Source organism: Streptomyces sp. NPDC056373, from assembly GCF_042262425.1.
Taxonomy (GTDB): domain Bacteria; phylum Actinomycetota; class Actinomycetes; order Streptomycetales; family Streptomycetaceae; genus Streptomyces.
On record NZ_JBHJPX010000003.1, the window covers coordinates 432,539 to 446,307 of the forward strand.

Sequence of the window (13,769 nt, forward strand, 5' to 3'; positions counted from 1 at the left end):
CGTCTCAGCCGCGCCGGATCGTGATCGTCGTCCAGGCGCCCACGTGCACCCGGTCGCCGTCCTGGAGCGGGACGGGGACGAAGGGCTGGATCGGTTCCTCCGAGCCGTTGACCGTCGTGCCGTTCGTCGAGTTCTGGTCGACGACCGCCCAGCTGCCGTCCGGCTGCTGGACCAGCACCGCGTGCTGGTGCGAGACGCCCGGGTCCTCCGGCGGCGTCGACAGGTCGATGTCGGGGGTGTCGCCGGTGGAGTGCCGGCGGCGGCCGATCGTGAGCTGGTTGCCGGTGAGCGTGCGCTGCTGCTCGGGCGAGTACGCGGGCAGGTTCAGGCCCGCGGCCTCGGGACCGGAGCGCTGCATCATCGCCATGAAGTAGTCGCGGTCGGGGCCGATGGTCGCGGTCCACGTCGCGGGTCCCTGGGGCGCCTGCGGCTGCTGCGGGAAGCCGCCGGGGCCGGGCGGGGCCTGGGTCGCGCCGGGCTGCGGGTAGCCGTAGCCACCGCTCTGAGGGCCACCAGGGCTACCAGGGCCGCCAGGACCACCCTGACCGCCCGGGCCGGACGTCGGCGGGGAGATCACCCAGTCGTCGTCACCGCCGCCGAAGGACGGACCGCCCTGCTGCGGGGGCCGCTGGGTCTCCTGCGGGAACCCGGGCGGGGCCGGAGGGCCGGACTGGTGGAACGCCTGCGGGGCACCGGGGCCGCCGGGACCACCAGGGCCACCGGGTCCGGGCGGGGGCGGGACCGGCCGCGAGGGGTCGGCACCGAAGCCACCGGGGCCGCCGGGACCACCCGGGCCACCGGGACCGGGAGGGCCTCCGAAGCCCCCGGGACCACCGGGGCCACCGGGACCGGGAGGACCACCGGGGCCACCAGGACCGGGAGGACCACCAGGACCGGGAGGACCACCGGGACCACCCGGGCCACCAGGACCGGGAGGGCCGCCGAAGCCGCCGGGACCACCGGGGCCGCCAGGACCGCCGGGGCCGGGCGAGGTCGGCGCACCGCCGGGCTGCGGGTAGCCGTAGCCACCGCCCTGAGGGCCGCCGGGGCCACCGGGGCCGGGGCGGCCGGAGGGGTCGCCGCCGAACGGCGGGATCGGCTCGGCCGGGCGGTTCACCTGGGACGGGCGCGAGCCCTGGTACTCGTAGGAGTCACCACCGCCGTACGACGGGCCGGGGGGCGGTCCGCCCTGCTGGCCCGGTGGCTGGAAACGCACGCCCGGACCGGGCGGCGGGGCCGCGGGGGTGTAGGACGTCGCCGTGTTCGTCAGGAAGTTCCACCGGCACTCCTCGCAGAACGGGGCGCCGCCCTCACGCGGTGTGCGGCACTGCGGGCAGAGCTCCGGCTCGGCGTTCGGCACGGCGGACAGGTGCGGCGGGCGCCCACCGGGGCCGCCGAGACCACCGGGCCCACCAGGACCGCCGGGAGGACCACCGGGACCACCGGGGCCGCCCGGTCCGGCGGGGGGCGGGAAGCCGTAGCCGCCGGGCGGGGGCGGTGGGGGAGGAGGCGGAGGCACGGCACCCGCCATGCGGTGACCGCAGACCTCGCACCAGTCGTCGGAACCCGACTGGTGTCCGTTCGGGCAGGTCGGCATGTCGGCGCGTCCCTCCTTCGATCTCTTCTAGGTCACTTCTTGACACGAACGGTCTTGGTGGAACGGGTTTCGAGCGTCATCTCGTCAGCCTCCGCGACCTTCGCCTTCAGTCGCACAGTACCGGTCGCGGCGTCGACCACGTCCACCACCTTCGCAAGCAGTTTCGCAGTATCTGCGTTCCCCGAGGCACTCGCGAGCTGAACGGCCCGGCCCAGTTTGGCCGTTGCTCCATCCATATCGCCAGACTTGCGAAGATCCAGGCCTTGTTGGATGACTTGTGCCAGTTCGGCCTGCCCGGTGTAGTGGGCGACCTGAGGGTTGATCGACGTCGAGGCGACCATGTCGTCCGTCCACACGGCCCGCACGAGGCCTTGCGCGCCGAGGTTCTGGGCGCTGCCGTCGGGCTGCGGAACGACCAGTGAGATCCGGCCCGCCAGCATCTCCTGCCCGATGTTCGCGACCGGGACCTCGATGCAGACGTGGTAGTCACGCGACTCGTCCCCCCAGGAACCAAGGGGGTAGTCGCCGGCACGCGGGCTCGCCTCGGTGCGCCGGCCGGTCAGGTCCTCGACCGTCGGGGCGACCTGCTTGACGTACTTCACGGTCGTGTCGACGGGGGTCCACAGCCGCAGCGAGACGTCCGCGACCTCCTTGCCCATCGCCGTCTCCATCATCCGCGTGAAGTCCGCGGCGAGCGCGGCCGGATCGGCGACGATGTCGGCGGTGCCGAGCAGGGCGGAGGCGATCCCTGTGACTTCTTTCACTTCCCAGTCGGTGCCCACGCCGCGCGCGTCACACGTGAAACGCCCGGCGCACGCGTCGAGTGCGGCCTTCAGGTCCTGGGGCGACTCGTGCTCGTTGCGGCCGTCGGTGAGCAGGATGCCGTGCCGGATGGCGACGTCCGCGGAGGACAGCAGGCGGTCGGCCAGTTTCAGCCAGGTGCCGATCGCCGTGCCGCCACCCGCGCTCAGCGAGCGCAGCGCCTGTTTGGCCTGCTCGCGGGTGGTGGCGTCGGCGACCGCGACACGGCCGCCGCCCGGGTAGACCTCCTTCGCCACGTGCGTCCCGCCGATCACGGCGAAGTGCACGCCGTCGCGCAGGGTGTCGATCGCGGCCGCCGTGGCGTCGCGGGCGTTGCGCATCTTGGTCGGCGGGTAGTCCATCGACCCGGAGCAGTCGACCATGACCGCCACGGCCGCGGACGGGCCCTGGCCGGGCGAGTAGAGGCGGGGCGCCGCGACCGAGCTGCCGATCGTGCCGCCGCCGGTCGCCGTCACCGTGACGATGGCGTTGACCTCGCCGGCGCCCTCCGGCAGGTACTCGTTCTGGTAGACGTCCACCGAGAACTGGGGCACGTTCGACTTCGAGAAATTGGCCATGCCTGCTTCGATCCCCCTCCAAAGCCCCCGCCGCGGCGGGGTGATGACGGTTAGGCGGACCGGTCCCCTCCGGTCCGCCGAGGCGTCCCCGTACGTGGCCTCAGGCCGATCCTGCCCCCTGGGGCACGGCCGGGAACGGCACGAGCGCCACTGTTACGTTGTCGTGGCCCCCGCCGTCCAGGGCGTGGCCGAGGAGGACCCGGGCGCTGTGCAGCGGTTGCGTGGCCGCGTCGAGCGGGACGACCCGGGCCATCTCCTCGGCCGCCTCCGCGTAGTTCCACAGGCCGTCCGTGCAGACCACCACCACGCCGGGCCGGTCCGGCTTGAACGCGGCGGTGTGCGGTTCCAGTTCGTAGGCGTCCGCGCCGAGCCAGCCGGTGATCGCATGGGCGCGTTCGTCGGCGTAGGCCTCCGCCTCGTTCATCAGGCCCGCCGCGACCATCTGGGCGGCCCAGGAGTCGTCCTCGGTGAGCCGGGCGGGGGGAGCGCTGCGGTCGACCGGGACCCAGTAGGCGCGGCTGTCGCCGACCCAGCCGACGATCAGCAGGCCCGACGTCACCACGGCGCCGACGATGGTGCACGCGGGGGCGTTCTGGTGGGGGGCCTGCTCGAGGGCCGTGGCGGGTTCCGCGGCGAGCGAGTTGACGGCGCGCGAGGCGGCGAGGATCGCGTCGTGCATCGCCTGCTGCGGGTGCGTGCCGCGCGGCAGGGCCGCCAGCAGCGTCTCGCCCGCCGCCCTGGACGCCGCCGCGGAGGCGTCGTCGGGGCGGGTCGCCGAGGAGACGCCGTCGCAGACGATCGCGACGGAGGCCGGGGAGCCGTCGGGCAGCGCGGTGGTGCCGATGGCGAACGCGTCCTCGTTGCGGTGGTGGCGCAGGCCGCGGTCGCTGACCGCGGCCACCGGGCCGGACTCCTGCTCCATGTGGTCCCGTTCGCGCGGCTGGGCGTGGCCGCAGTTCTCGCAGTAGCCGTCGTCGTCCACGCGGCCGGCCCGGCAGGCGACGCAGACCTTGCCGCCGGTGCCCGCGGCCTGGGCCGCCGGATCGGCGGACGCCCGTGGGTCCGGTGCCTGGAGGAGGTACTCGTCGGGCTGTGTCTGGTAGATCTCCGGTGACGCGGCGGACCCGTCGGCCTGGGGCCGGTCGAACCGCACGCCCCCGCCCGCGGCCGGCGGGGCGCTCGGCGGCGGGGGTGTCTCCGGCGGCAGGGCGGAGCCGCCCGAGTCCGTGCCCGGGAGGTCCGCCGGCAGGTGCACCGCGTCCGGGGCATCCGCGCCGTCCGGCCCGGGCCAGGCCGTGCCGGCGGGGGGCGCCGACGGCGGCTCGGGATACTCACCGGCCGGAGCGCCCTGCGCGGGCACCGAGCCGTTCATGGCGATGGTCGGGTTGTCCTGCGGCCGTTGCGGCACGGCGGACAGGTCGTATCCGCACGCGCCACAGAAACGGTCACCCGACTCGAGGGGTTCCTCGCAGCTCGGACACTTCGACAGAGCGGCCTGCTGGGGCATCTGCGACATCAACTACACCCACGTCCGGGGGCGGTAACGATTGGCACGTTCCACCAGGTCGATCCTCTCCTCGCCGCCCCGCGCCAGTCTTGCCAGCGTGCGGTACGAGCGTTCCAGGCCGAAACGCAGGCCCCGCTCGTCCAGGCCGCTGCCGAGCAGCGTCCGTCCCCCGGCGGCGGGAGGGGCGGAACCCTGGCCCCCGGAGAGTACCCAGTCCAGCGCGCAACCGAGGACTTCGGCCGACAACTGTTCCCGCCGCGCCGGATCCAGACCGTACGCCTCCAGCGCCTCGACCTGCGCGGCGGCCGCCGTCAGATCCCCCAGGAACGCCGCGTCGGAGGCGCTCGCCGTGCGCTGCCGCAGCCGCGCCCGCACGGCCGCCACCCGGGCGGCCGTGTAGTGGATGGAGGACTCCGGCACCGACTCCAGCGTACGCACGGCGCCATGCCGGTCCCCGGTCGCCAACTGGACGCGCGCCAGGCCGAACGCGGCGCTCACATGGCTCGGGTCGGTCGACCACACCAGCCGGTAGTACTCGGCGGCGTTGTCGAGCTGGCCCAGCACCTCCGCGCACAGGCCCAGCGCCAGCTTGGGTGCGATCTCGCCCGGGAAGGCGTCGTAGATCGCGTCGAAGGCGAGGGCGGCTCCCTCGTCGTCGCCGGTCACCAGGGCGGCCAGGCCCCGGTACCAGACCACCCGCCAGTCGTCGGGCCGCTCACCTTCCAGCGTGACCAGCGCCTGCAGCGCCGCGGCCGGATCGCCGGTCTCCAGCCAGGCCCTGATCTGCCTCAGCCGCGTCTCGATCGACGGGGCGGGGGCGGCGGCCAGGGCGCCGAGCAGCTCGCCCGGCGCCGAGGTCATCAGGCCGGCCAGGAAACCGGCGTTGGGGTCGGTCGGGTCGACACGCGGGACGGGCAGGGCGAACGCGGCGGCGGGGGTGTCGACGGGCTTGACGAGGCTGTGCGCGGGCCCGGGCCGCTGCGGATCGGGCAGGGCGGCGGGAGCACCGGCGCGGGCCCGGGCCCGCGGCACCCGGGCCCCCAGGCGGGACACCTCGCCGTCGAGCCTCGGGAACAACTCCGTGTCCGTGACCCGCAGTTCCGGACCGAACAGCGTGGACAGGGCGGGGCGGGCGCGGCCCGTCTGGAGGGAGACGACCTCCCGCAGGACGCCCGTCAGCTGCTCGGTCATCTCCTGCGCGGAGGCGAACCGGCGGGCCGGGTCGGGATCCGTGGCACGGACCAGGAGCCGGTAGAACGACTCGTACTGCCGGAACACCTCGATGTGGTCCGGGTCGGGCAGGGAGTCGGCGTAGACGTTGGTGTAGCCCTGGAAGTCGAAGGTCATGACCGCGAGGGTGCGGGCGACGGTGTACAGGTCGCTCGCCACCGACGGGCCCGCCTCGGCCACCTCCGGGGCCTGGTAGCCGACCGTGCCGTAGATGGCCGACTCCTCGTCGTCCATCCTGCGCACCGCGCCCATGTCGATCAGCTTGAGCTGGTCCTCGGTCTGGATGGCGTTGTCGACCTTGAAGTCGCAGTACAGCAGGTTCCGGCTGTGCAGGTGCCCGAGCGCCTCCAGCGCCTCGATGCCGTACGCGCAGGCCTGCTCCACCGGCAGCGGGTCGCGCCTGCCCTGCGGGGTGCGGCGGGCGTTGGCGATCTCCTTGAGCGACTTGCCGCCGACGTACTCCATCACGATGTAGCCGTCGAGCGAACCCGTGCGCTGGTCCAGGTGCTCCACGAAGTTGTAGATCCGCACGATGTTGGCGTGCTCGATCTCCGCGAGGAACCGCCGCTCGGAGATCGCCGCCGCCATCGCGTCCTGGTCGCCCGTGTCCAGCAGGCCCTTGAGGACCACCCAGCGGTCCGAGACCGCCCGGTCGACGGCCAGGTAGATCCAGCCGAGCCCGCCGTGCGCCAGGCAGCCGACCACCTCGTACTGGCCGTGCACGACGTCCAGGGCCTTCAGCTTCGGCACGAACGAGTACGGGTGCCCGCACTTGGTGCAGAAGCCCTCCGTACGGCCCGGCCGGTCACCGCGCGCCCGGCCCACCTGGGCGCCGCAGTCGGCGCGCGAGCAGAACCGCTTCCGCTCGGGCACCTCCGGGTTGTCCAGGACCATCTCGCGCGGGTCGGGCCGCGGGATCGGCGGCACCTGCACGAGACCGGCGCCCAGCCGGCCCCGGGACCCGGAACCGGCGGCCGAACCTGAACTGCGCACCGACACCGAGCGGCCCGTCGACTTGCCGGACAGCGACCGCGACAGGCGCCCCGACACCGAGCGGCGGGACTTCGACGACTGGGACGACGTCCGCGAACTTCGGCCGCTGGAGCGGGAACTGCCGCTGCCGGCGGACCCGCGGGAGCCGCCTTTGCCCCCGGCGGTGACTCCGGTGGGAGGCGAACCGACCGTCCCGTCCCCGCAGGGGCGGCCCCCGGGCGCGACGACCGGGGCCAGGCCGCAGGTGTCGCAGTACAGTTCACCGCCGCCGACGTCCTCGTAGCTGCCCTCGCAAGCGGGGCGCTGACAGGTGCGTGGCGAGCCGGCCGGCTCGTGCGTCGCCTGACTCATGGACTCCCCCTCGTCGCTCATGCGCCCGGCCCCCTCCGGTCGTCCTCCGGCACGCTCTGCTCCGGCGGCCGCGGGCCCCCGCCGAGCAGTTCCGCCGCCGCGTGCTGGAAGCGCAGTACCGCCTGCTCGGCGGCGCGCAGGTCGCAGGGAGCGCTCCACAGCATGCGGCGCGCCTTCTCGTACCGCTCCACCAGCAGCCTGTCCTCGGCGAAGCCGTGCCGGGCGACCTTCGCCTTGTACGCGTCGAGCCTGCCGCGCAGCTCGGCGCGGACCGCCAGCGGCGCGGTGACCGCCGTCAACGACTCGCGCGCGCGCAGCAGTTCGTCCTCGGCCTTCTGCTCCAGCGACTCCAGCAGCGGGGACAGCCGGTGCCACTGCGCCTGCCTGCGGTACTCGGCAGCCGCCGCCACCTGTTCCTGCAGCACGGTCGGCGGCCCGCTGACCACGGGCACCTCCGTCGCCGCGATCTTCGCGAGGACCTCGCCGCGTGCCGTGCGCGCCTCGGCGAGCGTGCGGTCCGCGCGGCTGAGGATGTCCCGCAGTCGCACGATCCGCTTCTCGGCGTCCTGGCGGACCGTCAGGACGGCGTCGATCTCGCGGCGTACGTCGTCCAGGGCGCGGGCCTCGCGGTCGTACACCGTCGTGTCCGGTCTGCCGCCGCCCGGCGCCGAACTGCCCTCCGAGGGCAGCCAGAACGCCAGCGGGTCCGACACCACCTGCTCGCGCAGCTTGGTCAGTACCCGCGTGATGCGCTCCAGGTCGTCACCGGCCGGGTGCTCGCCGGGGCGCACGCCGACCGAGTGCGCGAGCCGGCGGGTGCGCTGGAGTTCCGCCGCGAGCAGGTCTATCCGGGCCGGCAGCGCCGACCAGACCACGTCGGCGGCGATCACCATGTCCAGGCTCGACGCGTACAGCTCGTTCATCCGGTCGACGAGGGCGCTGAGCGAGTGGCGTTCGCTGAGCCTGGTCGGACCGGAGTGCAGCGTCGGGGCGTTGGCGGTCGCCGCGGCGCTGCCCGCGACGGTGACCGAGTCGCCGTTCAGGAGCTCCGTCAGCTCCACCAGGTCCTCGCGGCTGGACCAGCGGCGGCGCGAGCGGATGTCGCGCGCGGAGCGCAGCGCGTCGGTGTACGCGTCGAAGTAGGTCCACAGCAGCGTGATCGACGCCTCCGTGGACGTCCAGCGCTCCTGGGTGACGCCGGTCAGCTCGGCGCCCTCCAGGAGTCTGCGGCCCGCGTGGTCCTGCAGGGCGAGGAGCGAGGTCTCGATCGCCTCGTGCTCCGCGCCGAGCCGCGCCAGCGCACGGTCCACCTCGTCCCGGTCCATCACCGGCCCGGTGGGTCCCGTGGCGCCCATCGATCACCTCTCGCTGCGGTCGTGCCCGTCGGGGCGTTCTCGGTCGGGGTCCGGCTGTGTGCCGGTCGTCAGCTCGTGCGGAGGTACTGCGGTGCCGGTGGTTCCGACTTCTTCGGATCCTTGCCCAGAGTCGCCGACAGCCACCGGCTGTACGAGGCCTGCCAGCCGTTCGCGGTGTCCTTGCGGTAGTCGACCAGGATCTGGTTGACCCGGCGTACCAGATCGTCCGCGTCCTTCTTCATCGCCACGCCGTAGTACTCGGCAGTGAAGGCGTCGCCCTTGAGCTCGACCGTCGGATCCTGTGCCGCCTGGCTCGCGGCGAGCGCGCCGTCGGTGACCACGGCGTCGACCTCGCCGAGCTGGAGCCGCACCAGACAGTCGAGTTGGTTCGGGACGGTGGTGGATATGTCGGTGTCGGCGGGCAGTTCGCCGGACTTCTTGTCCTCCTCCAGCCTGGTGTGGGCCGTGGAGCCGGCGGCCGTGCAGACCTTGCGGCCCGCGAGCGTGTCGTCGTAGCCCTTGACGGGCGAGGTCTTCGGGGCCAGGACCTGCTGGCCCGTCTTGAAGTAGGGCGCGGAGAAGGCCACGTCGGCGATGCGCTCGCAGTTGATCGTCATCGTGCGGACGACCATGTCCACGCTGCCGTCCTGGATCGCCGGGATGCGCTGGTTGGTGGGGATCGCCTTGAACTGGACGGCGTCCGGGTCGCCGAGGATGTCCTCGGCGATGCGGTGGACCAGGTCGATGTCGAAGCCCTCGAGCTCCGCCGCCTTGCCGCTGTTGGGGTTGCGGTAGCCCCACCGGTAGCTGTTCTGGTCGACGCCGACGATCAGTTTGCGCTTCTCGCCCTCGCGGTCCTTGATCTTCCGGATGGTGTCGCCGTCGGCGGAGGAAGGGGAGAGGGTCTGCTTCTCGGGGGCCTCGCAGTCCTCCTCCGCCCCGGTCACGGCGGTACGGGTGGTCGCGGTGGTGTTCTGGGCGGTCTTCGTGGTCGTGGTGAGCGGCAGGCAGAGGGCCACCAGCGCCACCAGGGCGCAGACGACTGCCATCGCGGCCACTCCGCCCCAGCCCCTGAGCGTGTCTCGCACGGTCGTTCCTCCCCTCGCCCCTGGCCCGTTCACCGGTACTCCGACAGCCTGCGGCCGATGCCCACGACCGCGCCCGCGGCACCCAGCACCGCCAGCACGGCCACGCCCGCCGGCATGCCGGTCAGCGCGTCACGGCCGTCGCCCGCCGCGCGCTTGAACTCCGTCTCCTCGTGCGCGAGTGCCGTGCGCAGGTTCTCGTCGACGCTGTCGAAGCACTCGCCGGTCGCGTCCTTGGTGCCGATCACCCGTTCCAGCGCCTGCTGGTAGTTGCCGTTCTCGTCCTGGTCGCGGGCCGCGGTGTGGCGCTCCTTCCACACCCGCATGTTGCTCATGGCCGCGGTGACGGGGCGCTCGCCCGAGTCGTCGTCGGCGAGCTTCTCGGCTGCCGCCAGATACTTCGCCAGGTTCTTGATGTCCGTGCCGAAGTCGTAGTCGTAGGCGTCGTACGTCTTCTCGCCGACCTTCTTCGTCTCCGCGCCCCGGGCCACCAGGGTCAGGTTCTCGTTGCCCCGGGCCTTGAGGGAGGCGATGCGCGCGTCGTGCAGCACGTTCAGGGAGCGGACGCCGTGGTCGAAGGAGTCGTTCAGACCCGCGCGGGCGAGGGTGTGGCCGACGACCAGCCAGAGCAGGACGACCGTGGCGGTGGCGGTGGCGGCCAACAGGCCGTGGTTCAGGACCCTGTTCGTCCGCCGGTAGTTGCGGTGCTGCGCCCAGGCGAGCGCCGCCAGGGCGGTGACGCCGAGGGCGATGGCCGCCCAGGGGTAGGGCGTGGCCGCCGCGTAGTCCGCGCTGAGGCGCTGGTTCTCTTTCGTGTAGAGGTCCTCCGCCGCCGGGAGCATCTGCTCCTGCATCTTCTCGTTGGCGTAGCGGAGGTAGGCGCCGCCGACGGGGAAGCCCTGCCGGTTGTACGTACGGGCGCGCTCCACCAGGCCCTTGTACTCCGGGAGGAGACGGTTGAGCTCGGCGATCGTCGCCGTGGAGGGAGAGTCCGGGTCGGCGTTCGCGGCGGCGTTGACGAGCTTCTCCGCGGCTGTGCGGATGTCCCGCTCGTAGCGGTCGCGGGTTGAGGCCGATTCCTGGCCGCCGGCGAGGAAGCCGCTGGACGCGGCGGTGTTGGCGTCCGCGAGGGAGCGGTAGATGTCGGCGGCGTCCGAGCTGAGGGGCTGGCTGCGGGTGAGGACGTCGTCGGCGGCGGCCGCGCGGTCGGTCATCTGCCAGGCGGTGACGGCGCCGAAGGCGATGACGAGGAGGGCCAGCAGGGCGCCGATGATGCGCAGGCGGCCGGGCTCTGTGGTGGCGGCGGAGCGGAGCTGGTCGAGGCCCTCGGCGAACGCGGTGCGGCGGGGGCCCGTCGGGGGTGCGGGTGCGGGTGCGTTTTCGGGGGGCCGGGTGGGGGGTGCTGCCTGCGCCGGGACCGCCGGCAGGACGGGCAGGGCCGCACCTGGTGGTGGGCTGCTCTTCGGCGTGTGCGTCACTGTGACCTCCCCCGTGGTCATCCGTCGCCGCAAGTATCGCTGCCGGGACCGACATCCGCACCGGCCTTGGCCCGATCTTGATCGGATCGCAGCGTGGCGCACCACCCCCAGGTGCGCCACCCGCTGTTCAGGAACACGTACGGAGGGCTGGTTCGGTTCCCTTGGTGTGGCGGAGATGGCTGCGGCGGCCCCGTGGGTGCTTCGGTGGGGGTGCGCCGCTTTCGCCTTGTGCCGGGTGGGGGTGCGCGGCTTTCGGCTTGTGCCACGGGTGGGGGTGCGTGGCTTTCGCCTTGTGCCGGGTAGGGCTGCGCGGCTTGCCGGGTGGGGGTGCGCGTCCCTCGCCTTCGCCGGGTGGTGGGTCGGGGCCGCGCCGGGGGGTGTCCGTCCTCGGAACGTCGCGATGGGGTTGCGTGCCGACTGACTGTTCGTTGACGCGACAACCGCTGCGGGCGGACACCCCCCGACACGGCCCCTTCTCGCCGTCCGCGGGTGCGGGTGCGTGGGGCCGTCCGCCCCAGCTGCAGGCAATCGTGGCGCTGAGAGGTTGAGGGACAGCCCTGGCGACTCACACGCCGTAGTACCTCCGCAACCGCCCCTGTGCCCCCTCGCCCGAGCCCACCCTGTCCAGGCCCAGCAGTGCCGCCCCCAGCACCGGGCTCGCCGTCACCACCTGCGGCATCGCCTTCGGTGCGCGGGCTGTCAGCAAGTGTTCGATGTGGTCGTTCAGTTGGGCGTGCCGGGCCGACAGGACGCCGCCGCCCAGGAGGACCGGGGTCGGTTCGTGCAGGAGGTCCAGGCGGGTCAGGGCGACCACCGCCATGGAGACCACCTCCTCCGCCTGGCGTTCCACGATCGTGCGGGCGATCGGGTCTCCGTCGGCGGCCGTGGCGAAGAGGACCGGGGTCAGTTCGTGGCGGCGGAGCGTCGGGATGTGCTCCAGGTGGAGCGCTTCGACGAGGGCGTACACGGAGGGCAGGCCGAAGTGGGCGGGGAGGGTGTGGGACAGGGCGGTGGGGGCGCCGCGGCCGTCCTCCGCCCGGGAGGCGTGCCAGAGGGCCTCCTCGGACAGGCCCCAGCCGCCGCCCCAGTCGCCCGAGACCCTGCCCAGTGCCGGGAAGCGGGCGGTGCGGCCGTCGGGGCGCATGCCCACGCAGTTGATGCCCGCGCCGCAGACGACCGCCACGCCCCGGGGCTCGGTGACACCGGCCCGCAGGATCGCGAAGGTGTCGTTGCGGACCGTCACCGTCGTGCCCCAGGCGCGTGCCCGCAAGGCCGCGGCCAACCGGTCCTCCTCCACGGGGAAGTCGGCGTTCGCCAGGCATGCCGAGACGTGGGTGACCGAGCTGAGTCCGGCGGTGGTGAGGGCCCGCGTCACCGTTTCGGCGAGGGCGTCCATCGCCGTGTCGACGCCGACGGCCGGGGGACGGAAGCCGCCTCCGCGTGCCGTGGCGAGGACGTCCCCGTCCGCCGTCACGATCGCGACGTCCGTCTTGCTGTTGCCCGCGTCGATGGCGAGGACTCGTGTGCTCAGGCCCACGCGAGGTGCTCCCGGTTGTGTGCGATCAGCCGGTCGGTGAGCGTCTCGGCGTACGCGTACTGGCCGACCAGGGGGTGGGAGAGGAGGGCGCGGAAGACGCGGTCCCTGCCGCCGTGCAGGGCGGCCTGGAGGGCCAGGTCCTCGTAGGCCGTGACGCCGGCCATCAGGCCCGCGTAGAGCGGGTCCACGGGTGGGACGGGGAGCGGGGTCGCGCCCTTGGCCCCCACGGCCGCCTGGACCTCGATCACCGCGTCGTCGGGGAGGAAGGGGAGCGTGCCCCGGTTGTACGTGTTCACCACCTGGTACGGCGAACCGCCGCCGCCCAGCAGGGCCGCCGCCAGGTCCACCGCCGCCTCCGAGTAGAAGGCGCCGCCCCGCCTGGCGAGCAGCTCCGGTTTTTCGTCCAGGGCCGGATCGGCGTACATCGTGAGCAGTTGCCGCTCCATCGCGGCCACTTCGGCCGCCCGGGACGGCTTCGTGCCCAATTCCCGTACGACCTCGTCGTGCGCGTAGTAGTAGCGCAGGTAGTAGGAGGGGATCACGCCCAGGGTGTCCAGCAGCGGGCGGGGCAGGCGGAGGTCGGCTGCGATCGTGTCGCCGTGCTCGCCCAGCAGTTTCGGCAGGACGTCCTCGCCCTCCGGGCCGCCGAGGCGTACGGCCGTCTCCCAGGTGAGGTGGTTGAGGCCGACGTGGTCCAGGTGGATCGCGGAGGCCTCGACCGACAGCAGGGCCGCGAACTTGCGCTGGAGGCCGATCGCCACGTTGCACAGGCCCACCGCCTTGTGGCCCGCCTGGAGCAGGGCCCGGGTCACGATGCCCACCGGGTTCGTGAAGTCGATGATCCAGGCGTGGGGGTTGGTGCGGCGGACGCGGTCCGCGATGTCCAGGACGACCGGGACCGTGCGCAGCGCCTTGGCCAGGCCGCCGGCTCCGGTGGTCTCCTGGCCCACGCAGCCGCATTCCAGGGGCCAGGTCTCGTCCTGCTGACGGGCGGCCTGGCCGCCGACGCGCAATTGGAGGAGGACCGCGTCCGCGCCGTCCACCGCCTCGTCGAGGTCGGTCGTCGTGGTGATGCGGCCCGCGTGGTCCTGGCGGGTGAAGATGCGCCTTGCCAGGCCGCCGACCAGGTCGAGGCGGTCCCGGGCCGGGTCCATGAGGACCAGTTCCTCGACGGGCAGGGTGTCCCTCAGGCGGGCGAAGCCGTCCACGAGTTCGGGCGTGTAGGTCGAGCCTCCGCCGACCACGGTGAGTTTCATG

Annotated in this window: 9 protein-coding genes; all 9 read right to left on the reverse strand. The window is 73.3% G+C overall.

Annotated features, from left to right (window positions below; genetic code table 11):
- Positions 1–4 precede the first annotated feature (4 nt).
- A complete protein-coding gene (locus ACFCXS_RS08780) occupies positions 5–1,597 on the reverse strand; it encodes an FHA domain-containing protein (RefSeq protein ID WP_376642329.1) in 1,593 nt (530 codons plus the stop codon).
- Positions 1,598–1,629: 32 nt separating this feature from the next.
- On the reverse strand, positions 1,630–2,976 hold the full coding sequence (locus ACFCXS_RS08785; RefSeq protein ID WP_376642330.1) for a VWA domain-containing protein: 1,347 nt from the start codon (positions 2,974–2,976) through the stop codon (positions 1,630–1,632).
- 100 nt (positions 2,977–3,076) lie between these two features.
- Positions 3,077–4,492 (reverse strand): PP2C family serine/threonine-protein phosphatase, encoded by a 1,416-nt coding sequence (locus tag ACFCXS_RS08790; RefSeq protein WP_376642332.1) that lies wholly within the window; start codon positions 4,490–4,492, stop codon positions 3,077–3,079.
- Positions 4,493–4,495: 3 nt separating this feature from the next.
- On the reverse strand, positions 4,496–7,057 hold the full coding sequence (locus ACFCXS_RS08795; RefSeq protein ID WP_376642333.1) for a tetratricopeptide repeat protein: 2,562 nt from the start codon (positions 7,055–7,057) through the stop codon (positions 4,496–4,498).
- Positions 7,058–7,074: 17 nt separating this feature from the next.
- Positions 7,075–8,412: a hypothetical protein gene (locus tag ACFCXS_RS08800; protein WP_376642335.1), complete on the reverse strand. Its 1,338-nt coding sequence runs from the start codon at positions 8,410–8,412 to the stop codon at positions 7,075–7,077.
- A gap of 68 nt (positions 8,413–8,480) precedes the next feature.
- Entirely contained in the window at positions 8,481–9,470 is a 990-nt protein-coding gene (locus tag ACFCXS_RS08805) for a glutamate ABC transporter substrate-binding protein (protein ID WP_376642422.1), read from the reverse strand.
- A 59-nt stretch (positions 9,471–9,529) separates the two neighbouring features.
- Positions 9,530–10,975 carry a hypothetical protein gene (locus ACFCXS_RS08810; RefSeq protein ID WP_376642336.1) on the reverse strand — a complete coding sequence of 482 codons (1,446 nt, stop codon included), beginning with the start codon at positions 10,973–10,975 and terminating at the stop codon, positions 9,530–9,532.
- Positions 10,976–11,540: 565 nt separating this feature from the next.
- Positions 11,541–12,512, reverse strand: a complete 972-nt coding sequence (locus ACFCXS_RS08815; protein ID WP_376642337.1) for an N-acetylglucosamine kinase — start codon at positions 12,510–12,512, stop codon at positions 11,541–11,543.
- Entirely contained in the window at positions 12,503–13,768 is a 1,266-nt protein-coding gene (locus ACFCXS_RS08820) for a 6-phospho-beta-glucosidase (RefSeq protein WP_376642339.1), read from the reverse strand. The genes ACFCXS_RS08815 and ACFCXS_RS08820 overlap by 10 nt, the downstream gene beginning before the upstream one ends.
- Between the last annotated feature and the right edge of the window lies 1 nt (position 13,769).